The sequence below is a fragment of the Rhizobium arsenicireducens genome, from assembly GCF_964021225.1.
This window is the reverse complement of the sequence record NZ_CAXHYK020000001.1, coordinates 4,197,771-4,221,232: the sequence shown is the minus strand read 5'-3', so window position 1 is coordinate 4,221,232 and position 23,462 is coordinate 4,197,771. Positions and strand designations below refer to the sequence as shown.

The following is a 23,462-nucleotide window of genomic DNA, read 5'->3' as shown; positions in this document are numbered from 1 at the left end:
CTCAAGCGTGGGGAGGGACATTATGTCCAGGCGCAGGTCCAACGGTTTCACCGCACTCTTGTTTGGCCTTCTGGCGCTTGCGCCACCCGCGCTTTCGGCCGGAGGACGCAGCGTCGTCACCACCCGAGACGGCGACTATTTTGGGTTCGACCTCAGAACCGAGCAGAATGTGTCGCTCACCCAATGTCAGGCGAGTTGCATCGCCGACCAGGAATGCCGGGCCTTCACCTATAATCCTAAGGTCAAGTGGTGCTTCCTGAAGTCAGACTTCAACCAGTTGAACACCTTCGCCGGCGCGGTGGCCGGCCGCATTGTCGAGCAGGGCGCCGAGCCGGATATCGGCGCACCGCAGCGCCCGGATTTCGTCTCCGAACAACTGATGGAAGATGCCCGCCAGCAGCGCGCCAACCTGGCGCTTGGCGAAGACCAGCAGGGTTTCGGGCACAACGCCCTGCTGGAACAGGGTCGGCAGGCGCTGTACACCAGCAATTACGAAGGTGCCCTTCACGCCTTCAAGGGCGCGCTCGCCTTGACCCCCGAAGATCCGGCCCTGTGGATCGAAGTGGCGCGCACCGCCAATTCCGTCACGGGCAATAGCGAAATGACCGGCCAGGGCGTGCTTGCCGCTCTCAACGGTTTCCTCCTGACCCGCTCCACCCAGGCCCGCGCCGATGCGCTCGCCGTGCTCGCCAAGGGGCTGGAGAACTCGGAGAACTATCGCGGCGCACTCAGCGCCTACAAGGCCAGCCTCGAACTGGTGACCGCCAAGACCGTGCAGGCCGCCTATAACGACCTGCGCGCCCGCAAGGGCTTCCGCGTCGTCAGCCACACGGTCGATGCCGACAGCCTGACGCCGCGCGCCTGCGTCGAATTCTCCGATCCGCTGGTCAAGCGCGGCGTCGACTATACCCCCTTCGTCACCCTCGACGGTTCGGCTCCGAAGGCCGTCGAAGCCAAGGACAACCAGATCTGCGTCGAAGGCCTGACCCACGGCCAGCGCTACAAGCTGGCGCTCCGTGCCGGCCTGCCCTCCTCCGTCGAGGAAAACCTCGAAGCCCAGGTCGATCTCGAAGTCTATGTGAAGGATCGCTCGGCCGCCGTGCGCTTCACCGGCGACAATTTCGTTCTGCCTTCGACCGCCCGGCGAGGCATCCCAATGGTCTCGGTCAACACGGAGAGCGCCAAGCTGGAGCTCTACCGGATCGGCGACCGTAATGTGGCCCCGCTACTGGCCGCCTCGCAGTTCCTCACCCAGCTCGACGGCTACGGCGCCGACCGCATCGAAAGCGAAAGCGGCGAGTTGATCTGGCAGGGCACGATCTACATTGCCAGCGAGCTCAACAAGGACGTGATCACCAGCTTCCCGGTCGACGAGGCGCTGCCCAAGCGCCGCGCCGGCATCTATGTGATGACCGCCGCCGTCGCTAACGCCAACAGCGAGGACTGGGACACCCGGGCCACCCAGTGGTTCGTTGTCTCCGACATCGGGCTCTCGACCTTTGCCGGCACTGACGGCCTGCATGTCTTCGCCCGCTCGCTGGCAAGCGCGGCGCCGCTTGCCGATGTCGATCTTCAGCTGATCGCCAAGAATAACGAAATCCTCGCCACGGCCCGCACCGATTCAGACGGCCGCGCCCGCTTCGACGCAGGCCTGATGCGCGCCGGGGCAGCGCTTGCCCCGGCCGTGATCGTCGCCCGCAAGGGCGAGGACGACAACGTCTTCCTCGACATGACCCGCGCCGGCTTCGATCTCTCCGACCGCGGCGTCACCGGACGTCCGGCGCCCGGCGCCATCGACGTGCTCGCCTGGACCGAACGCGGCATCTATCGCCCCGGCGAGACGGTGCATGCCGCCGCCCTGTCGCGCGACACCGAGGCCGACGCGATCGAAAAGCTGCCGCTCACCTTCATCTTCAACCGTCCCGACGGGGTGGAATTCCGCCGCATGGTGGTAACCAGCGATACGCTCGGCGGTTATTCCGCCGATCTTCCGCTGCTGGCCGACGCCATGCGCGGCACCTGGACGATCAACATCCACACCGATCCGAAGAAGGAACCGATCGCCCAGAAGGGCTTCCTGGTCGACGATTTCGTGCCGGACCGGCTGGAATTCGACATCACCAGCGACACCACGAGCGTCGAGCCGGGCGTCCCCGTACCGGTTTCCGTCGACGGCCGCTATCTCTACGGCGCTCCGGCTGCCGGCCTGATGCTTGAGGGCGAGGTGAACATCCGGCCGACCCGCACGAGCCCGGCCTTCGAGCGCTATGTCTTCGGCCTTGCCGACGAGGAGCAGAGCGAAGATACCCGCATCCCGCTTGAGGCACTCGAACCGCTCGACGACGACGGCAAGACAAGCTTCGACGTCGACATCAGCGAACTGCCATCGACCACGCAGATGCTGGAAGCCGAGATCGTGCTGCGCATGGTCGAAGGCGGCGGCCGGGCGGTGGAGCGCAAGCTCACCCTGCCAGTCCGTCCCGAAGGGGCGATGATCGGCGTGAAGCCGGAATTTACTGGCGACCTCGCCGAGAACTCCACCGGCCAATTCCATGTCATCGCCGTCGGCCCCGACGGTGAAAAGCAGGCGCTTGCCGGCGCCAAGTGGAAGCTCGTCAGCCTGGAGCGGAACTACCAGTGGTATCGCGAGGGCTCGTCCTGGCGCTATGAACCCATCATCACCACCAAGCAGGTGGCCGACGGCACCGTGGACATAAAGAGCGACGGCGCGGAAATCGCCGTGCCCGTCACCTGGGGCCGCTATCGCCTCGAAATCGAACAGGCGAGCAGCGACGGTGCTGCGACCAGCGTAGAATTCGACGCCGGCTGGTTCGTCGAGGCGAGCTCGACCGAAACGCCCGACGCGCTGGAAATCGGCCTCGACAAGGAAAACTACACGGTCGGCGACACCGCCAGGCTGAAGGTTTCACCGCGCTTTGCCGGCGAACTCTTGCTGACCGTCGGCACCGACACGCTGGTGACCGCCCAGACCGCCAGCATTCCGGTCGGCGGCGGCGAGGTCGAAATTCCGATCACCGCCGATTTTGGCCCCGGCGCCTATGTCACCGCCACCCTGTTCCGTCCCGGCGAGGCCCAGGAAAGCCGCATGCCGATGCGCGCAATCGGCGTCACCTGGCTGACCGTCGATCCCGGCAGTGACAAGCTGGCGATCAAGCTCTCGCCCCCGGAAAAGACACTGCCGCGCCAGGCGCTGCAGATCCCGATCGAGGTGGCCGGAGCCGGCATCGGCGAGGAAGCCTATGTCATGGTCGCCGCCGTCGACGTCGGCATCCTCAACCTGACGCGCTACGAAGCGCCCGATCCGGAAACCTGGTATTTCGGCCAGCGCCGCCTGGGCATCGAAATGCGCGACCTCTATGGCCGCCTGATCGACGGCTCGCTCGGTGCGACGGGCAAGTTGCGCACCGGCGGTGACGGCGCCGAAATGCCGCTTCAGGGCAATCCGCCAAAGGAAAAGCTCGTCGCCTTCTTCTCCGGTCCGGTGAAGCTGGATGCGCAAGGCAAGGCAACCGTCAGCTTCGACATTCCGCAGTTCAACGGCACGGCCCGTATCATGGCGGTCGCCTGGTCGAAAACCGGCCTCGGCCATGCCCAGACCGATGTGATCATCCGCGATCCGATCGTCGTCACGGCGAGCCTGCCACGCTTCCTCGCCCCCGGCGACGTCAGTGCTCTGAGGCTCGACATCGTCGCCACCGACGCTCCGGCCGGCGATTACACGCTGGCGGTCACGCCAAGCGATCCGGTCTTGGTCGACGCAGACGATGCCACGCAGACGATCAGCCTCGAAGCCGGCGGCAAGACGACGGTGACCCTGCCGCTGACCGGCGTGCAGCCGGGCCAGGGCACCATCGACATCGCCCTTTCCGGTGGCGACGGGATTTCGCTCGACCAGCAGCTTATCGTCCCGGTCAGGCCGTCCTCGCTGCCAGTCACCGAGCGTCGGATCATCAACCTTGCCGCCGGCCGCAGCTTGACCGTCGACGGCGACCTTCTGGCCGACAGCCTGTTGCAGGACGCCTCGGTCAGCCTGAACGTCTCCCGTGCCGAGGGCTTCGATATCCCGGCGCTGATGATGAGCCTCGACCGCTACCCCTATGGCTGCGCCGAGCAGACCACCAGCCGCGCGCTTCCGCTCGTCTATTTCGACGAGCTGCAGTCCGGCTCCGGCCTGCCCGCCGACGCCGAGATCAAGAAGCGTGTCCAGGACGCGGTCTACCGCGTGCTGTCCTACCAGTCGTCGAGCGGCAGTTTCGGCCTCTGGGCGCCGGGCTACGAGGACCTCTGGCTCGACGCCTATGTCAGCGATTTCCTGACCCGGGCACGCGAACAGAAGTTCGACGTGCCGGACGAAGCCATGGTGCAGGCGCTGGAAAACCTGCAGAACCGCATCGGCTACGACACCAACATCAAGGATCGCGGCAACGAGATCGCCTATTCGCTCTACGTGCTCGCCCGCAACCGCAAGGCCGCGATCAGTGACCTGCGCTATTATGCAGACACGATGCTCGGCGAGTTCCCGACGCCGCTGTCCAAGGCGCATCTGGCGGCCGCCCTCGCCCTTTACGGCGATGCCGAACGCTCGCGCGCCGTCTTCCTCGATGCCGCCGGCATGTCGGAGGAAGCCCGCATCCACAAGGTCAGCCTCAACCGCTCGGACTACGGCTCGTCCTTGCGCGACGCCGCCGCCGTCCTGGCGCTCGCCGCCGAGAGCCGGCCCGTGCCGCCGATCGTGCCCATGCTAGCCAAGGTGGTGAGTGCGGAACTGCGCGAGAAGCGTTATCTCAGCACCCAGGAACAGACCTGGGCGCTGCTCGCCGCCCGCGCGCTGGACCAGGGCGACGAGGGCATCAATGTGGAGGTCAACGGCGCCGATCATAGCGGCGGTTACCGCGCCAGCATTTCCGGGGACGCGCTGCTCCAACATGCGGTCACGCTGACCAACAAGAGCAGCGATGCGCTGACGGCCTCGGTCACCACGGTCGCCGCGCCGAGCGTACCGCTGCCGGCAACCGAGGAAGGCTTCACCATCGCCCGCAGCTACTACACGCTCGACGGCGAGGAAGCGAATGTCAGCGAGGCGAGCCAGAACGAGCGCTATGTCGTCGTGCTCGAAGTCACCGAAACCGACGAATGGCCGGCCGAACTGCTGATCACCGACCTTCTGCCGGCCGGCTTCGAGATCGACAATCCGAGCCTCGTCGATAGCGCCAAGCTCGCCAATTTCGACTGGATCGGCGAAACCGAAACCGCCCATCTCGAATTCCGCAACGACCGCTTCGTCGCGGCCATCACGCGGAACGCGGGGGAGAACGGTGCGATCACGCTGGCCTATGTGGTCCGCGCGGTGACGCCGGGCGTCTATGACCACCCCGCTGCCCATGTCGAGGACATGTATCGCCCGCAGTTCTTCGCCCGCACGGCGACAGGGCGCATGGAGGTCCTGGCAGCGGAATAATGAAGCTGGTTCGAACCATCTGCATCGGCACCCTTGCCGCCTTTCTGGCAGCGGGGGTGCTCGTCGCCGGCCTTATCTGGGCCGACCGGGCGTTCCCGCCGCCGCTCCAAGCTGCGGCAAGCGTCTCGACGGAAGTGGCCGATCGTGACGGCCGGCTGTTGCGCGCCTTTGCCACGCGGGACGGGCTTTGGCGGTTGCGGACACGTGCAGCCGATGTCGATCCGCAGTTCCTCAAAATGCTGATAGCCTATGAGGACCGGCGCTTCGATGAACATGCAGGGGTCGATCCCGTGGCACTTGGCCGGGCTGCGCTCCAGCTCGTCGCCAATGGCCGCATTATCTCCGGCGGCTCGACCATCAGTATGCAGGTGGCACGCCTGATCGAGCCACGGCGCGAACGGTCGATCACCGCCAAGCTCATCCAGATCGCCCGGGCGATCCAGATCGAGCGACGACTCGGCAAGGCGGAAATCCTCGATCTCTATCTGACGCTCGCTCCCTATGGCGGCAATCTCGAGGGCGTGCGGGCCGCAAGCCTTGCCTATTTCGGCAAGGAGCCGCGCCGGCTTTCGGTCGCGGAGGCCGCCCTGCTCGTCGCCTTGCCGCAACTGCCGGAACGTCGCCGGCCCGATCGCCATCCGGCAACCGCCGAAGCCGCCCGTCACCGCGTTCTCGAGCGCATGCAGACAGCCGGTGTCCTGGACACCAGCGAGATCGCCCGCGCCGACACAAGTGCCGTTCCGACCCGGCGCGCGCAGCTGCCGGCATTGGCCGCACATTTGGCGGAAGCCGCCCGCAAGAAGGACCCGACGGCCGAGCGCCATGCAACAACGTTGAATGCCGACATCCAGCAGAGGCTGGAAACCGTCGCGCTGCATGCCTCGGCCAAGCTCGACCCCAAGGTTTCGCTCGCCCTGATGATGGCCGATGCGGAGACCGGCGAAATCCTCGCCGAAGTCGGCGCCGCCGACTATTTCGACGCGTCGCGTTCCGGCTGGATCGACATGACGCGCCAGAGCCGCTCGCCGGGCTCGACGCTGAAACCCTTCATCTATGGCCTTGCTTTCGAAGAGGGCCTTGTCGCCCAGGAGACCATTGTCGAGGATCGCCCCGCCGACTTCTTCGGCTACCGCCCGAAGAATTTCGACATGACCTACCAGGGCGACGTATCGATTCGACAGGCGCTGCAATTGTCGCTCAACGTGCCGGCGGTTCGCCTTCTCGATGCACTCGGCCCGACCAAGCTCATGGCCCGCCTGCGCCGCGCCGAGGTGACGCCGCGACTGCCGACGGCCGAAGCGCCGGGCCTTGCGATTGCGCTCGGCGGGGTCGGCCTGTCGCTGAAGGATCTGGTCCAGCTCTATGCCGGTCTTGCCAACCGCGAGAAGCCGGTGAGGCTCGGTGACGGCATCCGCGATCTGCCCGGAGCGATCGACAGCCCGCCCCTGTTCGAACCCGTCGCCGCCTGGAATGTCGCGGACGTCCTCTCCGCGGTGCTGCCGCCGCTCGGCAGTCCAAAGAGCGGCATCGCCTACAAGACCGGCACCAGCTACGGCTATCGCGATGCCTGGTCCGTCGGTTATGACGGGCGCTATGTGATCGGCGTATGGATCGGCCGGCCAGACAATGCCGCCATCCCCGGTATTTCCGGCTATGCCACGGCCGCCCCTGTATTGTTCGAGGCCTTCGCGAAGTCGGGCGTCGCCGGCACATCTCTGCCGCCCGCTCCCCGTGGTGCTGTCCGCATCACCCAGGCCGAGCTCCCCATCAGCCAGCGGCGGTTCTCCATGCAGCCGAACGGCCTCGTCTCCGCGTCGGGGCGGGAAAAACCACCCCAGATCGTCTATCCGCCCGAAGGCGCGCATGTCGAACTCGGCGCCGCGCCGGACGGTTCGGCCCTGCCGCTGATCCTCAAGCTGCAGGCCGGTCGGGCACCGTTCCGTTGGCTCGCCAATGGCAAGCCGCTGGCCGAACCGACCCGGCGGCGCACCAGCGATTGGACGCCGGAGGGCTCGGGCTATTCCACGCTGACGGTCATCGACGCCGTCGGCCGCGCGGCGAGCGTGGGAATTTTTATACGCTCGCCATGAGGTCAACCTGATCCACCGTCGCATGCGCTCCGTATCTTCCAACAGAACATGCATGGAAACCGGTAGGGAGACCAGACGGATGACGACGGTAAAAACGATCACGGTGCTTGCAGCGCTTGCCGCCTCGCTTTTTCTGACAAACACCGCCACCGCCAACCAGAACCGCTTTGACGCCACCGAGATCAAGCAATCGATCATCGGCAAGCGCATCTATCTTGCCGTTCCCTTCGGCGGCGAGTTTCCGCTTAACTATCGCATGGATGGACGTGTCGACGGAACAGGCGAGGCGCTCGGCCTTGGCCGTTTTGCCAAGCCCAATGATACGGGCCGCTGGTGGATCGACAGCGATCGCCTCTGTCAGAAATTCACCAGTTGGTACAAGGGCGAGCCAATGTGCTTCGAGCTCGAGCGGATAGACGATCGCCGGTTGAAGTGGACGCGCAACAATGGCCAGACTGGAACCGCGCGGATCGGCAATACGCTTTGACGGTGGCCCGGCCAAACGAGGTTTTCCAGCTTTTCGACCAGGTGCCTCGCCGCTAAGCAGAGCAGTCGGCAAGCGGAAGGTAAGGCAGATGCAAGAATCGAAGACACGGCCGACCGGCGCCACGGCGAGCCTTGGACGCACTGGCTTTCCGCATATCCTCACACCCACCGGGGGTAGGCTCGACATCGTCACCGGCCAGTCGCAGCCCGGGTTCAACCCGCTCGACCTGCTTTATGCTTCGCTCGCATCCTGCATGGCGATGAGTGCACGCATCGCTGCCCACCGGATGGGTGTGCATGCGAACATCCACGAGATCCACGCCAAGGTGAGTGGAGAAAAGGCGACAGAAGGCCCGTCCCGCATCGCCCGCATCGAGATAGTCTTCACCATTGAGGGCGATATCGATGCTACGATGAAATTGGCACTGGTCCATGCGGCCGAGGAAATCTGCACGGTCGGCAATACGTTTGCAGGAAACCCGACTTTTGACCTGCGTATCGCGACATGATGATTCTGCGCGCCAAATAAGGGGCGCTCCGTGACGAGACTGGCGATTACACCACCCTAAATCGATTAGCGCGCGGTGCGAATCAGCCGAGGCCTTGACGCAGGGGGCTACTTCGGCGAATACGAGCGGGTCCCGTGCCGCTTGACCAATGGTCCCCACGGATAAACTTTGGTGCCGGGCCCCTCTGGCGAGAGTATACGGCGCTCTCGTGATGTCGGTACCGCCAGCAATATGAGCCGGCGGATTTAAGAAAATGAAATGTTTGAACGTGCCACAACCACGTGCGTGCTGGGCAGCGCACGGAGTGTCGCCCTCACGCCTCTTCGCGTCGATAACTAATCTCGCTGGGGAGACGCGTCGATGAGCACCCCCATCACCGGAAAGAATACCCTCAGCTACTTCAAGTGGGCTTTCATCGTGACAATCGGCGGCCTCTTGCTCGGCGCCTGGCTCGGCTGGCAGACCACAGGCACGATCGGAGGTATGGCCACGATATTCTTCATCTGCGCCGTGCTCGCGGTGCTGGAAATCTCGCTCTCGTTCGACAACGCCATCGTCAATGCCAACAAGCTCAAGGACATGACACCGGTCTGGCAGCATCGCTTCCTGACCTGGGGTATCGTGATTGCCGTATTCGGCATGCGTATTGTCTTCCCACTGTTGATCGTCGTGATCGCCGCCGGCATCGGCCCGGTCGATGCCCTGATCCTCGCAGCGCGAGAGCCTGCCGAATATGCCCGCATCATGAACGATGCCCACCTACCGATAGCGGCCTTCGGCGGCACCTTCCTGATGATGGTCGGCCTCACCTATTTCTTTGACCGCGAAAAGGATGTGCACTGGATCGAGATGATCGAGAAGCATATGGCCCGCTCGGCCTCGATCAAGGGAATTGAGATTGCCTTTGTCCTGCTTCTGGTTCTCTTGTTCTCGAATCTGATCGAGGGAGAACAAGCCGTCACTTTCGTTTACTCGGCGATATACGGCCTCCTGACCTTCCTCGCCGTCGAGGTGCTCGGCGGCCTTCTGGATCAGTCCCAGAAAACGATGACAGAAGCGGCCAAGGGTGGTCTCGGGGCCTTCATCTATCTCGAAGTGCTCGACGCCAGCTTCTCCTTCGACGGTGTCATTGGCGCCTTCGCGCTCAGCCAGAACCTCTTCGTCATCGCCATCGGCCTCGGCATCGGCGCCATGTATGTGCGCTCGATGACCATCATGCTGGTCGAGAAGGGAACGCTCGCGGAGTACCGCTATCTTGAACATGGTGCCTTTTATGCGATTCTGATCCTTTCGGTCATCATGTATTGCCAGACGCTGGTGCATATCCCGGAGGTCATCACCGGCCTGGGCGGTGCCGCCCTGATCGGCGTCTCCCTATGGTCCTCGATCCGCTACAATCGCAGGGAACGCGCGGAAGAGCTTCACCGCCAGCGAGAAGCAGTCGCTGAAAACATCTGAGATTGTCGCACTCTGGAACACAAAGGCCGGCGAACACCCGCCGGCCTTTGATCGTTTCCGGGGTATCCCGTCGTTCAATCCGGACCGACATCGGCCTTCGACGAACCTGGCTCCGGAAGCGAACCGGTGCCGGGCGTCTTCATAGGGTCGGTCAGTTCCTTGCGCCCATGCGGTCCCGCCGCCGGCATCTCTTCCTCGCGGCGTTCGCGTTTCAATTCGGCTTTATCGATCTTCTTCTCGCTGCTCATTTCGGTCTCCTCTATTCCATCCCAAAGAAACCGCCCGACCCACCCTCTGGTTCCAGCCGTTCGCAGCCAATAGCAGGGGGGCGCTGAAGTTCGCGCAGCGGTTCGCAAGCGCTCGGAACGCCTTCTATTAGGTACGAACTGCGACCGTGGCCTCGTCATGCGATTCACCAGGCCGCCCGATAGATCGCCAGCGCATCGGCTTCGGTCACCTCGCGGGGATTGTTGACCAGCAGGCGGGTCTGTTTCATCGCATCCTTCGCCATCCGCGGCAGGTCCGCCTCACCGATCCCGACTTCCCTCAGCGTCGTCTGCAGACCCAGCCTCTGTGACAGAACGGAAAGACCCTCGATGAAGGCCGCGCAACGTCGCTGCACATCCCGTTCCTCCGCAAGAGCGGGGAAAACGTCCACCGCAATCTCGGCGTAGAGACCGGCCGCATCCGGTGCATTGAACCGCAACACATGCGGCAGGATAAGCGCATTGGAGAGCCCATGAGGAACATGGAATATTCCACCAATCGGATAGGCGAGCGCATGTACCGCCGCGACTGGGGAATTGGCAAAGGCTTGGCCTGCAAGCATTGAACCCAGCAACATGGCGCCGCGCGCATCCCTGTTCAACCCGTCAAACACCGCCGCCTCGATATTCGCCCCAAGCAGTTGTAACGCCTGGCGCGCAAGCATCTTCGACAGTGGATTATTGTTGGCATTCTTCGAGGCGTAGGCCTCGATCGCGTGCACCATGGCATCAACGCCGGTCGCCGCCGTGATCGGCGCGGGCAGGCCGAGCGTCAGGTCGAGATCCAGCAACGCGACATCCGGCAAGAGGATGGGCGATGAGACGCCGCGCTTCTCATCGCCCCCGACGGTGATGATCGACACGGGCGTCACCTCCGAGCCGGTACCTGCTGTCGTCGGCACGAGAACGAGCGGTAGCCGCGGCCCCTGGGCATTGCCGACGCCCCAGGCGGTATCGATCGCCTCACCGGATCCGAGCAGCAGCGCGACGACCTTGGCGACATCGAGCGAAGAGCCCCCACCGAAACCGATCACGCCTGTAACGCCTGCCGCACGGCCGGCCTCCACCGCCGCCATGACCGTATTGAGCGACGGATCGGCCTCCACCGCATCGAAGATCGTCGCAGAGAAACCGGCCTCTCCGAGCGACCGCAGCGCCAGATCGCAAAGCCCGAGCCGGCGAAGCCCTGGGTCTGTAACAAGAAGCAGCCGAGTTCCGCATCGTCCCACAAGCACCGAAGCGAGGTTGGCCGCAGAGCCCGGCCTGAAGATGACTTGCGGCGTGGTGTTGAAATGAAACGGCTGCATTGCTCCCCCTGTCGCTCTCTGTCTCCGGTTGGCATGCTAATTGAAGACCCATGCAATGACCACCGGAGCAAGTGGCCGCAACGCTTAAGTGCCAGGCAAGGCGTCTGCAGCCCCTGTCTGACGACACCGCACATTTACGTCACGCCAGCGATCATCGGCCGCACGGCTGTGAAGTGCGCACATCAACCCCACACGAACGTTGATTTAGCAACGCCATCTCCTTCCGACAGCGTTGGAAGAATGGCGTTTCTCGCGGAATGCGAACGCCCGCCCTAATATCTTGGCGCAAAACGCAAGGAGTTCCAATGTCCACAGTCGCCTCTCCACTGACCGGTCCCGAACGGCAGCCCATTCTCGGCACCGCCGGCCTCGGCGCCCTTATTGTCCTCGCTCTTGGAACGCTGTTTCTAAGCTATACCTATGGCGTCAAGCAGGGTGCCCTCTTCCTCGTCGGTGGTGGCCTCGGCATCGCGCTCTATCATGCAGCCTTCGGCTTCACCTCGGCCTGGCGCGTCTTCATCATGGACGGTCGCGGTCGCGGCCTGCGCGTGCAGATGATCCTGCTTGCGCTGGCCGTCATCCTGTTCTTCCCCTTCCTCGCCAGCGGAACCCTGTTCGACAATCCGGTGAAGGGCTTCGTCTCGCCGCTCGGCCTATCCGTGCTCGCCGGCGCCTTCATGTTCGGAATTGGCATGCAGCTCGGCGGCGGCTGTGCCTCCGGCACGCTCTTCACTGCCGGCGGCGGTAACGCACGTATGCTCGTAACCTTGCTTTTCTTCATTGTCGGCTCGGTGCTTGCGACCATCCATTTTGACTGGTGGGTTGGCCTGCCGTCGCTGCCGCCGGTCTCGTTGGTTGAGAGCTTCGGGGCTGCTGGTGGTATCCTCGTTTCGCTGGTGCTCTTTGCCGCAATCGCCGCCGTCACCATCCTGGTCGAGAAGCGCCGCCATGGCGCGCTGGAAGCAGAACCGGCCTCTCAGCGCCAGGGCATCTCCCGCCTGTTGCGCGGACCGTGGCCACTGGTTTTCGGGGCGCTCGCGCTGGTCGCGCTGAACTTCGCCACGCTCGCGCTCGCCGGCCGCCCTTGGGGCGTCACATCGGCATTTGCGCTCTGGGGTGCGAAAGGCGCGCAGTTGATCGGCATCGATCCCACAGCTTGGGCTTATTGGCAGGCTCCCGGAAATGCCAAAGCGCTCAGCGAAAGCGTGCTCGCAGACATAACTTCCGTGATGGACTTCGGCATTATCGCTGGCGCCATGCTTGCCGCAGCCCTTGCTGGCAAGTTCGCCCCGAGCCTCGACATACCGCTGCGCTCGGTGCTTGCCGCCGTGATCGGCGGGCTGCTGCTCGGCTATGGTGCCCGCATCGCCTATGGCTGCAACATCGGCGCTTATTTCTCCGGCATCGCCTCGGGCAGCCTGCACGGCTGGCTCTGGGCCGTGTTCGCCTTTGCCGGCAACATGGTCGGTGTGAAGCTCCGCCCTTATTTCTTCTTCGAGAAGAAGATCCTCTCGCGCGCCGACGGCTGATCCGCCGGCGAGCACAGTCTCACCCGAAAGCGTTGGCGGGATAGGGCTTCGTCACCACCGGCAGGTGGCGAGCCCCTTCCGCCAGCAGAAACCGCTCGAAGGCCTGCATGGCCGGATTTGTCGCGCGATCCGTGCGCGATACGCTGAACCATTGCCGCCGGATCGGCGTGTCGATCACGTCCAGAATGACGAGCCGGCCGAGTTTCACTTCCTGCTCGATCGTGTGCGCCGAGATGAAGGCGAGCCCGAGCCCGGCGATCACCGCCTGCTTGATCGTCTCGTTCGAACCCATTTCCGTGCCCAGTTCCTCCAGCCGCCGCGGCACTTCGCTGAGGAAGATCTCCAGCGAAATCCGCGTCCCCGAGCCCCTCTCGCGGACCAGGAACTGTTCCTCCGCGATCCGCTCCCGCGATATGTCGAGCTTTCCCGCCAGCGGGTGATCGGCCGGCGCTATGAAAACCAGCGGATGGTCGCCGAACACCTGCGAGCGGACGTCGAAATCGCGCGGCGGGCGGCCCATAAGGGCAATGTCGACCTCGTGATCGCGAAGCTTTTGGATGATCTCCGCACGGTTGCCGATGAATAGGTTGATGTCGATATCGGGCACCTGTTTGCGGAAGGCGGCGATCAATTGCGGGGCAAAATACTTGCCCGTCGATACGACACCGAGCCTGAGCCGCCCGCTGCGAAGACCCTTCATCGAATTGATCGAATCCGCAAGTGTCGATAGGCTTTCCTCAACCGCATGGGCAGCCTCGAGAAAGGCGAGACCGAAGGCGGTCGGCACCATGCCCTCGCGCGTCCGGTCGAAGACCACCACGCCGGCGTCCCGTTCCAACTGCTGGATCTGCAGGGTGAGCGCCGGGCCGGTCAGACCGAGTTCTGCGGCCGCTAGATTGATCTTACCGAGCCGGCTGACGGCTTCGATCGTGCGGAGCTGGCGAAGGGAGACGTTACGCATATTATATAGTAAGTATTTCTAACTGAGTAAGTCAATATAATAAAATTTACAAATTTGGCCATTCCGCCATTCTCTTCCCGACAGCGGATGGGAGGAGACATCGTAATGTCAGGCGCAACCCTCGAGGCCTACCTCGTCTCATGCATCGCTACGCGCGATGAAACGGCGCGCGACGTGGCCGCCATTATCCAGCGACTCGCGACCGCCGCCCTCGACATCCGCAAGCTGGTCGGCCAGGGCGCGCTGAGCGCCCACCTCCACGGCCTGCGCGGCGGCGCCAACAGCGACGGCGACATGCAAAAGGAAATGGACGTCATCTGCGACGACCTGTTCCTCTCCTCGCTGCAGGGCGCACCGGTCGCCTTTTATGCATCGGAAGAACTGGAGCACCCGGTCTCGCTAAATCCCGAGGCGCGGCTGGCCGTCGCCATCGACCCGCTCGACGGATCGTCGAACATCGACACCAATGTCTCGGTCGGAACCGTCTTCTCGATCCTTCCCGCTATCAAGAGCACGGATCATGACCCGATGCCGACATTCCTCCAGCCGGGCAATCGCCAACTGGCGGCAGGCTTTTTCATTTACGGTCCCCAGACGGCGCTGGTGCTGTCACTCGGAAAAGGCACGGAGATCTTCATCTTCTCAAGCCGGCTCGGATGCTTCGTCCAGGGATACAAATCCGTCAACATCGCCGACCGCGCCCATGAATTCGCCATCAACGCCTCGAACTACCGTCATTGGGAAGAGGCGATCCGCCTTTATGTCGATGACTGCTTGGCCGGCGCCGACGGCCCGCGCGAGCGCGACTTCAACATGCGCTGGATCGCCTCGCTGGTGGCCGACGCCTATCGCATTCTGGTGCGCGGCGGCATCTTCCTTTACCCGGCCGACACTCGCCGGGGCTATTCGCAGGGCCGGCTGAGGCTGGTCTACGAGGCCAATCCGATCGCCTTCCTCGTCGAGAATGCCGGCGGTGCGGCGACCAATGCCGTCACCCGCATCCTCGACATCGAGCCGGAGAGCCTGCACCAGCGCGTGCCGCTGGTCTTCGGTTCGCGACGCGAGGTGGCACGCGTCGCCCGCTACCATGTCGACCCCACCATGATCGGTGAACGCGCGCCGCTGTTCGGCAAGCGCGGCTTATTCCGGGCCTGAGGAGAATACGATGTCAGCCAAATATCCCATCATCTCGATTACCGGTTCGTCCGGCGCCGGCACGACGACCGTCAAGGACACCTTCGAGAAGATCTTCAAGCGCGAGAACATCTCCGCATCCTTTATCGAGGGCGATGCCTTTCATCGCTACGACCGCGAGGCGATGAAGAAGAAGATTGCCGACGAGAAGGCCAAGGGCAAAGACTTCACCCATTTCGCCGCCGAAGCCAACGAACTCGAAATCCTCGAAAGCGTGTTTTCCGAATATGGCCGCCGCGGTGTCGGTCGAACCCGGCACTATATCCATGACAATGCCGAGGCTGCGAAATACGGTTCTGCCCCTGGCACCTTCACCGAATGGGAGGAATTCAAGGGCAGCGACCTGCTGTTCTACGAGGGGCTCCACGGCTGCGCGGTGACCGAGGACCTAAACCTCGCCCAGCATTGCGACCTCAAGATCGGCGTCGTTCCGGTGATCAATCTCGAATGGATCCAGAAGATTCATCGCGACAAGGCAACCCGCGGCTACTCGACGGAAGCCGTCACAGACACGATCCTTCGCCGCATGCCGGACTATGTCCACTACATTTGCCCGCAATTCTCGCAGACCGACATCAACTTCCAGCGCGTCCCGATCGTCGACACATCGAACCCGTTCGTCGCCCGCTGGATCCCGACACCCGCAGAATCGATCCTGGTGATCCGCTTCGCCAATCCGCGCGGCATCGATTTTCCCTACCTGCTGTCGATGCTGCAGAACAGCTTCATGTCGCGCGCAAATTCGATCGTCGTGCCCGGCGACAAGCTCGACCTCGCCATGCAGCTGATCTTCACGCCGCTCATCCACAAGCTGCTCGAACGCAAGAACCGCATGTCGTGAGGAGGACACCCATGAACATTTCGCAGAAGATCGAAACCCGCAATGCGGTGTCCGAGCAGGACATGGCGAATGCCATCCGCTTCCTCGCCATGGACGCGGTACAGAAAGCCAATTCGGGCCATCCCGGCATGCCGATGGGCATGGCCGATGCGGTGACCGTCCTGTTCAACCGCTTCATCACCATCGATCCCTCGATGCCAGACTGGCCGGACCGCGACCGCTTCGTGCTGTCCGCCGGCCATGGCTCAATGCTGCTCTACGCAATCCATCACCTGGTCGGTTTTTCCGACATGCCGATTTCCCAACTGGCCGCCTTCAGGCAGATGGGCTCGAAGACCGCCGGCCATCCGGAATACGGCCATGCGCTCGGCATCGAGACGACCACCGGCCCGCTCGGCCAGGGCATCGCCACGGCCGTGGGCATGGCGATCGCCGAACAAATGATGGCCGCCCGCTTTGGTTCGTCGCTCTCAGATCACTTCACCTATGTCGTCGCCGGCGACGGCTGCCTTCAGGAGGGCATCAGCCACGAGGCGATCGATCTGGCCGGACACCTGAAGCTTCGCAAGATGATCGTGCTGTGGGACGACAACCACATCTCGATCGACGGCGCGACCGAACTCTCCACCTCGATGGACCAACTGGCCCGCTTCCGCGCCGCCGGCTGGGACGCGCAGGCGGTCGACGGTCATGATCCGGAAGCCGTCGCCAAGGCGATCGACCGCGCCCGCAAGAGCCGCAAGCCGTCGCTGATCGCCTGCCGCACCAGGATCGGCAAGGGTGCCGCCAGCATGGAAGGATCGCACAAGACCCATGGCGCAGCCCTTGGCGACAAGGAAATTGCCGCGACCCGCGAAAAGCTCGGCTGGCACCATCCGCCCTTCTTTGTTCCGGCCGACATCAAGTCGGCCTGGGAAAGCGTGGCCTCCCGTGGCCAGACGGCGCGCGAGGCGTGGGAAATCCGCCGCGACACGTCCCGTTCCAGAAAGCGTTATGAGCAGACGATCGAACGGGACCTCGGCCCCGAGGTCGCACGGCAGCTCGCGAAATTCCGTGCCGAGCATCGCAACAAGGCCACCAAGGTCGCGACCCGCCAGGCATCGCAGATGGCGCTTGAGGTAATCAACCGCGCGACATCGCTGACGATCGGCGGCTCGGCGGATCTCACCGGCTCCAACCTCACCATGACCTCGCAAACCGCCCCGATCGCCGCCGGCAACTTCAAGGGCCGCTACCTGCATTACGGCATCCGCGAGCACGGCATGGCGGCCGCAATGAACGGCATTGCGCTGCATGGCGGCTTCATCCCCTATGGCGGCACTTTCCTGGTGTTCTCCGACTATGCCCGGGGCGGGATGCGGCTCTCGGCGCTGATGGGCCTGCCGGTCATCTACGTGCTGACTCATGATTCCATCGGCCTTGGCGAGGACGGACCGACCCATCAGCCGCTCGAGCACCTCGCCATGCTACGCGCCACACCGAACCTCAACGTCTTCCGCCCGGCTGACATCATCGAGACGGCCGAATGCTGGGAAATCGCATTGAGGGAAAAGGCGACGCCGAGCGTGCTGGCACTGTCCCGCCAGGCCCTGCCGATGCTGCGCACCGTCTCCGGCGACGAGAACCTCTCTGCCCGCGGCGCCTATGTCTTGCGGGAAGCCAAGGGTCCCCGCGACGTGACGCTGCTTGCCACCGGTTCGGAGGTCGAGATTGCGGTCGCCGCCGCCGACAAGCTTCTTTCCGAAAAGGGCATCGCGGCGGCGGTCGTCTCCATGCCTTGCTGGGAGAAGTTCGAGGCGCAGGACGAGTCCTACCAGAGCAAGACTCTCGGCAGCGCCCCGCGCATCGCCATTGAAGCCGCCGGCCGGCTCGGTTGGGATCGCTGGATGGGGCCGCGCGGCAGCTTCATCGGCATGCAAGGCTTCGGCGCCTCGGCCCCGGCAGGCGAACTCTACAAGCATTTCGGTATCACCGCTGAGCATGTCGTCGCGGAAGCGCAACGGCTGGCCGGCCACAACAAGGGCGGGCGCGGCCGATGACGCGAAGCCTCATCCACATCATCAGCGCACACAGAGAGGACGCCTGACCATGGCCCGCATTACGCTTCGTCAATTGCTCGACCATGCCGCCGAACGCGGTTACGGCGTGCCTGCCTTCAACATCAACAACATGGAACAGGGCCTCGCCATCATGCAGGCGGCCAAGGCCTGCGATGCGCCCGTCATCCTGCAGGCCTCGCGCGGCGCCCGCACCTACGCCAACGACATCATGCTCGCCAAGATGATGGAAGCTTTGGAACTGATGTATCCGAACATCCCGCTCTGCATCCACCAGGACCACGGCGACCGGGTCTCCACCTGCCTTTCGGCGATTCAGCACGGCTTTACCTCCGTGATGATGGACGGCTCGCTGAAGGAAGACGCCAAGACACCAGCCGACTATGCCTACAATGCCGGCATCACCGCAGAAGTGGCGCGCCTCGCCCATATGGTCGGCGTCTCGGTCGAGGGTGAACTCGGCTGCCTGGGCTCGCTCGAGACCGGCCACGGCGAGGCCGAGGACGGCCATGGCTTCGAAGGCGCCCTCGACCGCTCGCAACTGTTGACCGATCCCGACGAGGCGGCCCGCTTCGTCGCCGAGACCGGCGTCGATGCACTCGCGGTCGCGATCGGCACCTCGCACGGCGCCTACAAGTTCACCCGCAAGCCGACCGGCGAAGTGCTCGCCATGGACGTGATCGAGAAGATCCACCGGCGCCTGCCCGACACCCATATCGTCATGCACGGCTCCTCCTCGGTCCCTGAGGAATGGCAGGAGATCTTCAACGCCCATGGCGGCGAGATGCGCGAGACCTATGGAGTACCAGTCGAGGAGATCGTCCGAGGCATTCGCTTCGGGGTGCGCAAGGTCAATATCGATACCGACCTGCGCCTTGCCGCCGCCGCCGAATTCCGTCGCGTTGCCGACACCCACCGCGACGAATTCGATCCGCGCAAATTCCTCAAACCCGCCATGGATGCCATGGCCTCCGTCTGCAAGGCCCGCTTCGAGGCCTTCGGTACGGCAGGCAATGCGTCGCGCATCAAGGTCATCCCGATGAGCGACATGGCCAAACGCTATGCGAGCGGCAGCCTGAAACCCTCAAACGCGCGGTCTGAAGCCGCCTGAACTCCCATCCGACCAAGGAAAGGACAGTGCCATGAACGCCGATGCGAAAACCGAGATCAAGGGCAAGGAACGCTACAGGGCAGGCGTCCTGAAATACGCCCAGATGGGCTATTGGGACGGCCATTATGAGCCGAAGGACACCGATCTGATCGCTCTCTTCCGCATCACGCCGCAGGAAGGCGTCGATCCGATCGAAGCAGCGGCCGCCGTTGCCGGCGAGAGCTTCACCGCCACCTGGACGGTCGTGTGGACGGACCGTCTGACCGCCTGCGACCAGTACCGCGCCAAGGCCTACCGGGTGGATCCGGTGCCGGGAACGCCCGGGCAATACTTCTGCTATGTCGCCTATGATCTCATCCTGTTCGAGGAAGGCTCGATCGCCAACCTGACGGCCTCGATCATCGGCAATGTCTTCTCGTTCAAGCCGCTGAAGGCAGCACGGCTCGAGGACATGCGCTTCCCCGTCGCCTATGTGAAGACCTTCAAGGGGCCGCCGACCGGCATCGTCGTCGAGCGCGAACGGCTCGACAAGTTCGGCAAGCCGCTGCTCGGCGCCACCACCAAGCCGAAGCTCGGCCTGTCGGGCAAGAACTACGGCCGCGTCGTCTACGAGGGGCTGAAGGGCGGGCTCGACTTCATGAAGGACGACGAGAACATCAACTCGCAGCCCTTCATGCATTGGCGCGACCGATTCCTCTACTGCATGGAAGCGGTGAACCATGCTTCCGCTGTCACCGGTGAGGTGAAAGGCCACTACCTCAACATCACCGCCGGCACGATGGAGGAAATGTACCGCCGCGCCGAATTCGCCAAGGAGCTCGGCTCGGTCATCGTCATGGTCGACTTGATCGTCGGCTGGACGGCAATCCAGTCGATCTCGGAATGGTGCCGGCAAAACGACATGATCCTGCACATGCACCGCGCCGGCCACGGCACCTACACGCGCCAGAAGAACCACGGCATCTCGTTCCGCGTCATCGCCAAGTGGCTGCGTCTCGCCGGCGTCGACCACCTGCATGCCGGCACCGCTGTCGGCAAGCTGGAAGGCGATCCGCTGACCGTGCAGGGCTACTACAACGTGCTGCGCGAGACGAAGAACGAAGTCGACCTGCAACGCGGCATCTTCTTCGAACAGGACTGGGGCGACATCAAGAAGGTCATGCCGGTCGCCTCGGGCGGTATCCATGCCGGCCAGATGCACCAGTTGCTCGACCTATTCGGCGACGACGTGGTGCTGCAGTTCGGCGGCGGCACGATCGGCCATCCCATGGGTATCCAGGCCGGTGCCACCGCCAACCGCGTGGCTCTCGAAGCAATGGTGCTCGCCCGCAACGAGGGCCGCGACATCGCCAACGAAGGCCCGGAAATTCTCAGGGCCGCCGCCAAGTGGTGCAAGCCGCTCGAAGCCGCCCTCGATACCTGGGGCAATATCAGCTTCAACTACACCTCGACCGACACCTCGGACTTCGTGCCGAGCGTCAGCGTCGCCTGACAGGGCGAGAGAAAAGGAGAAACGACAATGCGTATCACCCAAGGCTGCTTCTCGTTCCTGCCCGACCTGACGGACGAGCAGATCACCGCGCAGGTGGAATATTGCCTGCGCAAGGGCTGGGCGATCGGCGTCGAGCACACCGACGATCCCCACCCCCGCAACACCTATTGGGAGATGTGGGGCAATCCGATGTTCGACCTGAAGGACGCCAAGGGCGTGATGATGGAGCTGGATGATTGCCGCAAGGCCAATCCCCAGCACTATATCCGCCTCAATGCCTTCGATTCCAATCGCGGTTTCGAGACGGTGACGATGTCCTTCATCGTCAACCGCCCGGACAAGGAGCCGGACCTCAGGATGACCCGGACCGACGGTCCGGGCCGCTCTCAGCATTACTCCTGGTCGACGACCGGCTGACGAAAGGACGAGACAATGGCAATGCCCGAGACAACCGTGACGCAGGAGAGCCCGCCGACTTCCGTCGACCTCGCCGAGGAATACCGGACCTCGGGCGTCGCCGAGATTCTGGAAGAGCTCGACCGCGACCTTGTGGGCCTGAAACCCGTGAAGCGGCGGATCCGCGAGACGGCGGCACTGTTGTTGGTCGAGCGCGCCCGCCGCGCCATGGGGCTTTCCCATGAACCACCGTCGCTGCACATGAGCTTCACCGGCAATCCCGGTACCGGCAAGACAACGGTGGCGCTGCGCATGGCGAACCTGCTCCACCGCCTCGGCTATATCCGTAAGGGCCACCTCGTCTCGGTAACGCGCGACGATCTGGTCGGCCAGTATATCGGCCACACCGCGCCGAAGACCAAGGAGATCCTGAAGAAGGCCATGGGCGGCGTGCTGTTCATTGACGAGGCCTACTACCTCTACCGGCCCGACAACGAGCGCGACTACGGCCAGGAAGCGATCGAGATCCTGCTGCAGGTGATGGAGAACAACCGCGACGATCTCGTGGTGATCCTCGCCGGCTATTCCGACCGCATGGATCGCTTCTTCGAAAGCAATCCGGGCTTCCGCTCGCGTATCGCCCATCATATCGACTTTCCTGACTATGCAAACGACGAACTGCTGTCGATCGCCGAGACCATGCTGGAGCGGCAGGGCTACCACCTCGATGCGGAAGCGACGGCCGTCATGACCGACTACATCGCCCGCCGGCGTAGCCAGCCGCATTTCGCCAATGCGCGGTCCATCCGCAACGCGCTCGACCGGGCGCGCCTGCGCCAGGCGAACCGCCTGTTCGAAGAAGCCAAGGGGCCGGTCAATGCCGAGCAGTTGTCGACCATCATCGCCCGCGACATCGCCGCAAGCCGCGTCTTTGCCATGAAGCCGGCCGCACCGCCCGAACATCGTCAGGAGACAGCATGAGCCATATGACCATCATTGCGCCCTCGGTCCTGTCTGCCGATTTCTCGCGCCTTGGCGAGGAGGTCGAAGCCGTCTGCCGCGCCGGCGCCGACTGGATCCATCTCGACGTGATGGACGGGCATTTCGTGCCCAACATCACCTTCGGCCCGCCGGTGATCAAGGCAATCCGCAATCGCACCGACAAGGTGTTCGACTGCCATCTCATGATCGAGCCCGTCGATGCCTTTCTCGCCGCCTTCGCCGATGCTGGTTGCGAAATCGTCACCGTCCATGCCGAGGCGACCACCCATCTCGACCGGTCGCTGCAGGCAATCCGCGACCTCGGCTGCAAGGCCGGCGTCTCACTCAATCCTTCGACGCCGGAAAGCGTCATCGAATACGTGCTCGACCGCCTCGACCTTGTCCTGCTGATGACGGTCAATCCCGGCTTCGGCGGCCAGGCCTTCATCCCGGCCGTGGTGGACAAGGTCGCACGCATCAAGGCGATGATCGGCAATCGGCCGATCGTGATCGAAATCGACGGTGGCGTGACGCCCGAGACCGCGCCGCTCGTCGCCCGGGCCGGCGCCGATATCCTCGTCGCCGGCTCGGCGGTCTTCAAGGGTGGAGCGGATGCCTATGCCGGCAATATCGCCGCCCTGCGCCACGCCGCGGATTCCGCGAACCGTCCCCTGGTCCAGAACGAAAGGTAGCTCCATGGCTGCAACCGCACCGCTTTGCCATTTCGGCTGGAAGGCCATCGACGCCCGACTTCAGAGCACCGAGGGACGCGCACGCTCCATTCTCGACCTTGCCGGACCGAACGGACTCGTCGTCGCCTTCATCTGCAATCATTGCCCCTATGTGAAAGCGGTGATCGGCCGGATCGTGCGCGATGCGCTGGAACTCGAGGCCCACGGGATCGGCTTCGTCGTGATCAACTCCAATGATGCGACCGCCTATCGGGAAGACAGCTTCGACAACATGAAGCGGTTTGCCGCCGATCACGCCCTGCCCTTTCCCTATCTGCACGACGCCGACCAGTGGGTCGCACGCGCCTATGGCGCGGTCTGCACACCGGACTTCTTCGGCTTCAACAAACGCATGGAGCTGCAGTATCGCGGGAGGCTGGATGCCTCGCGCAAGGAGATCGGCCCAGCGGATCTAAGGCGCGACCTGTTCGAAGCCATGGTCGGGATCGCCAAGACCGGCAAGGGGCCGGAAGAACAGCATTCGGCGATCGGCTGCGCGATCAAGTGGAAGCAGGATCCGTCCTGTGCCGGTGCGGAGATCATGACGCACCGCTGAACAGACGATCGCTCGCCC

Annotated in this window: 18 protein-coding genes; 15 read left to right on the top strand and 3 right to left on the bottom strand. The window is 63.6% G+C overall.

Annotated features, from left to right (window positions below):
- Positions 1 to 22: 22 nt before the first annotated feature.
- The 5 genes from ACWPVA_RS20605 (at position 23) to ACWPVA_RS20585 (ending at position 10,022) form a co-directional block, all read left to right on the top strand.
- Positions 23 to 5,479 carry an alpha-2-macroglobulin family protein gene (locus ACWPVA_RS20605; RefSeq protein WP_454289440.1) on the top strand — a complete coding sequence of 1,819 codons (5,457 nt, stop codon included), beginning with the start codon at positions 23 to 25 and terminating at the stop codon, positions 5,477 to 5,479.
- Positions 5,479 to 7,569, top strand: a complete 2,091-nt coding sequence (gene pbpC, locus ACWPVA_RS20600; RefSeq protein WP_454289439.1) for a penicillin-binding protein 1C — start codon at positions 5,479 to 5,481, stop codon at positions 7,567 to 7,569. Before ACWPVA_RS20605 ends, pbpC begins: the two co-directional genes overlap by 1 nt.
- A gap of 79 nt (positions 7,570 to 7,648) precedes the next feature.
- Positions 7,649 to 8,056, top strand: coding sequence for a hypothetical protein (locus tag ACWPVA_RS20595; protein ID WP_454289438.1), 408 nt, complete (start codon positions 7,649 to 7,651; stop codon positions 8,054 to 8,056).
- A gap of 88 nt (positions 8,057 to 8,144) precedes the next feature.
- A complete protein-coding gene (locus tag ACWPVA_RS20590; protein ID WP_454289437.1) occupies positions 8,145 to 8,564 on the top strand; it encodes an OsmC family protein in 420 nt (139 codons plus the stop codon).
- A 360-nt stretch (positions 8,565 to 8,924) separates the two neighbouring features.
- Entirely contained in the window at positions 8,925 to 10,022 is a 1,098-nt protein-coding gene (locus ACWPVA_RS20585) for a DUF475 domain-containing protein (RefSeq protein ID WP_454289436.1), read from the top strand.
- A 74-nt stretch (positions 10,023 to 10,096) separates the two neighbouring features.
- Here ACWPVA_RS20585 and ACWPVA_RS20580 read toward each other — a convergent pair whose 3' ends face one another.
- Together ACWPVA_RS20580 and ACWPVA_RS20575 are read right to left on the bottom strand one after the other, a co-directional pair.
- Positions 10,097 to 10,270: a hypothetical protein gene (locus tag ACWPVA_RS20580; protein ID WP_454289435.1), complete on the bottom strand. Its 174-nt coding sequence runs from the start codon at positions 10,268 to 10,270 to the stop codon at positions 10,097 to 10,099.
- Between the two features lie 164 nt (positions 10,271 to 10,434).
- Positions 10,435 to 11,595, bottom strand: coding sequence for an iron-containing alcohol dehydrogenase (locus tag ACWPVA_RS20575; RefSeq protein WP_454289434.1), 1,161 nt, complete (start codon positions 11,593 to 11,595; stop codon positions 10,435 to 10,437).
- A gap of 305 nt (positions 11,596 to 11,900) precedes the next feature.
- Here ACWPVA_RS20575 and ACWPVA_RS20570 point away from each other — a divergent pair, with 305 nt between their 5' ends.
- Positions 11,901 to 13,124 carry a YeeE/YedE family protein gene (locus tag ACWPVA_RS20570; RefSeq protein ID WP_454289433.1) on the top strand — a complete coding sequence of 408 codons (1,224 nt, stop codon included), beginning with the start codon at positions 11,901 to 11,903 and terminating at the stop codon, positions 13,122 to 13,124.
- Positions 13,125 to 13,143: 19 nt separating this feature from the next.
- Here the strand turns inward: ACWPVA_RS20570 and ACWPVA_RS20565 are convergent, their stop codons facing one another.
- On the bottom strand, positions 13,144 to 14,085 hold the full coding sequence (locus ACWPVA_RS20565) for a LysR family transcriptional regulator (RefSeq protein ID WP_454289432.1): 942 nt from the start codon (positions 14,083 to 14,085) through the stop codon (positions 13,144 to 13,146).
- Positions 14,086 to 14,190: 105 nt separating this feature from the next.
- Here ACWPVA_RS20565 and ACWPVA_RS20560 point away from each other — a divergent pair, with 105 nt between their 5' ends.
- The 9 genes from ACWPVA_RS20560 to ACWPVA_RS20520 are packed head-to-tail and all read left to right on the top strand — an operon-like array spanning position 14,191 to position 23,444.
- Positions 14,191 to 15,240, top strand: coding sequence for a class 1 fructose-bisphosphatase (locus ACWPVA_RS20560; protein WP_454289431.1), 1,050 nt, complete (start codon positions 14,191 to 14,193; stop codon positions 15,238 to 15,240).
- Positions 15,241 to 15,250: 10 nt separating this feature from the next.
- Positions 15,251 to 16,120, top strand: coding sequence for a phosphoribulokinase (locus tag ACWPVA_RS20555; RefSeq protein WP_454289430.1), 870 nt, complete (start codon positions 15,251 to 15,253; stop codon positions 16,118 to 16,120).
- 11 nt (positions 16,121 to 16,131) lie between these two features.
- Positions 16,132 to 18,159, top strand: coding sequence for a transketolase (tkt, locus tag ACWPVA_RS20550; protein ID WP_454289429.1), 2,028 nt, complete (start codon positions 16,132 to 16,134; stop codon positions 18,157 to 18,159).
- 49 nt (positions 18,160 to 18,208) lie between these two features.
- A complete protein-coding gene (gene fba, locus ACWPVA_RS20545) occupies positions 18,209 to 19,288 on the top strand; it encodes a class II fructose-bisphosphate aldolase (RefSeq protein ID WP_454289428.1) in 1,080 nt (359 codons plus the stop codon).
- 31 nt (positions 19,289 to 19,319) lie between these two features.
- Positions 19,320 to 20,780 (top strand): form I ribulose bisphosphate carboxylase large subunit, encoded by a 1,461-nt coding sequence (locus ACWPVA_RS20540; RefSeq protein WP_454289427.1) that lies wholly within the window; start codon positions 19,320 to 19,322, stop codon positions 20,778 to 20,780.
- A gap of 27 nt (positions 20,781 to 20,807) precedes the next feature.
- Positions 20,808 to 21,197: a ribulose bisphosphate carboxylase small subunit gene (locus tag ACWPVA_RS20535; protein ID WP_454289426.1), complete on the top strand. Its 390-nt coding sequence runs from the start codon at positions 20,808 to 20,810 to the stop codon at positions 21,195 to 21,197.
- Positions 21,198 to 21,212: 15 nt separating this feature from the next.
- Complete coding sequence (gene cbbX / locus ACWPVA_RS20530; protein ID WP_454289425.1) at positions 21,213 to 22,157, top strand: CbbX protein; 945 nt, start codon at positions 21,213 to 21,215, stop codon at positions 22,155 to 22,157.
- Positions 22,154 to 22,849 carry a ribulose-phosphate 3-epimerase gene (gene rpe / locus ACWPVA_RS20525; RefSeq protein ID WP_454289424.1) on the top strand — a complete coding sequence of 232 codons (696 nt, stop codon included), beginning with the start codon at positions 22,154 to 22,156 and terminating at the stop codon, positions 22,847 to 22,849. The genes cbbX and rpe overlap by 4 nt, the downstream gene beginning before the upstream one ends.
- 4 nt (positions 22,850 to 22,853) lie before the next feature.
- Entirely contained in the window at positions 22,854 to 23,444 is a 591-nt protein-coding gene (locus ACWPVA_RS20520; RefSeq protein WP_454289423.1) for a thioredoxin family protein, read from the top strand.
- The last annotated feature ends 18 nt before the right edge of the window (positions 23,445 to 23,462 follow it).

Bases quoted from the DNA above. Each gene is read 5' to 3' on its own strand.
- ACWPVA_RS20605 (WP_454289440.1), top strand. From the start codon at position 23: ATGTCCAGGCGCAGGTCCAACGGTTTCACCGCACTCTTGTTTGGCCTT.
- pbpC (WP_454289439.1), top strand. From the start codon at position 5,479: ATGAAGCTGGTTCGAACCATCTGCATCGGCACCCTTGCCGCCTTTCTG.
- ACWPVA_RS20595 (WP_454289438.1), top strand. From the start codon at position 7,649: ATGACGACGGTAAAAACGATCACGGTGCTTGCAGCGCTTGCCGCCTCG.
- ACWPVA_RS20590 (WP_454289437.1), top strand. From the start codon at position 8,145: ATGCAAGAATCGAAGACACGGCCGACCGGCGCCACGGCGAGCCTTGGA.
- ACWPVA_RS20585 (WP_454289436.1), top strand. From the start codon at position 8,925: ATGAGCACCCCCATCACCGGAAAGAATACCCTCAGCTACTTCAAGTGG.
- ACWPVA_RS20580 (WP_454289435.1), bottom strand. From the start codon at position 10,270: ATGAGCAGCGAGAAGAAGATCGATAAAGCCGAATTGAAACGCGAACGC.
- ACWPVA_RS20575 (WP_454289434.1), bottom strand. From the start codon at position 11,595: ATGCAGCCGTTTCATTTCAACACCACGCCGCAAGTCATCTTCAGGCCG.
- ACWPVA_RS20570 (WP_454289433.1), top strand. From the start codon at position 11,901: ATGTCCACAGTCGCCTCTCCACTGACCGGTCCCGAACGGCAGCCCATT.
- ACWPVA_RS20565 (WP_454289432.1), bottom strand. From the start codon at position 14,085: ATGCGTAACGTCTCCCTTCGCCAGCTCCGCACGATCGAAGCCGTCAGC.
- ACWPVA_RS20560 (WP_454289431.1), top strand. From the start codon at position 14,191: ATGTCAGGCGCAACCCTCGAGGCCTACCTCGTCTCATGCATCGCTACG.
- ACWPVA_RS20555 (WP_454289430.1), top strand. From the start codon at position 15,251: ATGTCAGCCAAATATCCCATCATCTCGATTACCGGTTCGTCCGGCGCC.
- tkt (WP_454289429.1), top strand. From the start codon at position 16,132: ATGAACATTTCGCAGAAGATCGAAACCCGCAATGCGGTGTCCGAGCAG.
- fba (WP_454289428.1), top strand. From the start codon at position 18,209: ATGGCCCGCATTACGCTTCGTCAATTGCTCGACCATGCCGCCGAACGC.
- ACWPVA_RS20540 (WP_454289427.1), top strand. From the start codon at position 19,320: ATGAACGCCGATGCGAAAACCGAGATCAAGGGCAAGGAACGCTACAGG.
- ACWPVA_RS20535 (WP_454289426.1), top strand. From the start codon at position 20,808: ATGCGTATCACCCAAGGCTGCTTCTCGTTCCTGCCCGACCTGACGGAC.
- cbbX (WP_454289425.1), top strand. From the start codon at position 21,213: ATGGCAATGCCCGAGACAACCGTGACGCAGGAGAGCCCGCCGACTTCC.
- rpe (WP_454289424.1), top strand. From the start codon at position 22,154: ATGAGCCATATGACCATCATTGCGCCCTCGGTCCTGTCTGCCGATTTC.
- ACWPVA_RS20520 (WP_454289423.1), top strand. From the start codon at position 22,854: ATGGCTGCAACCGCACCGCTTTGCCATTTCGGCTGGAAGGCCATCGAC.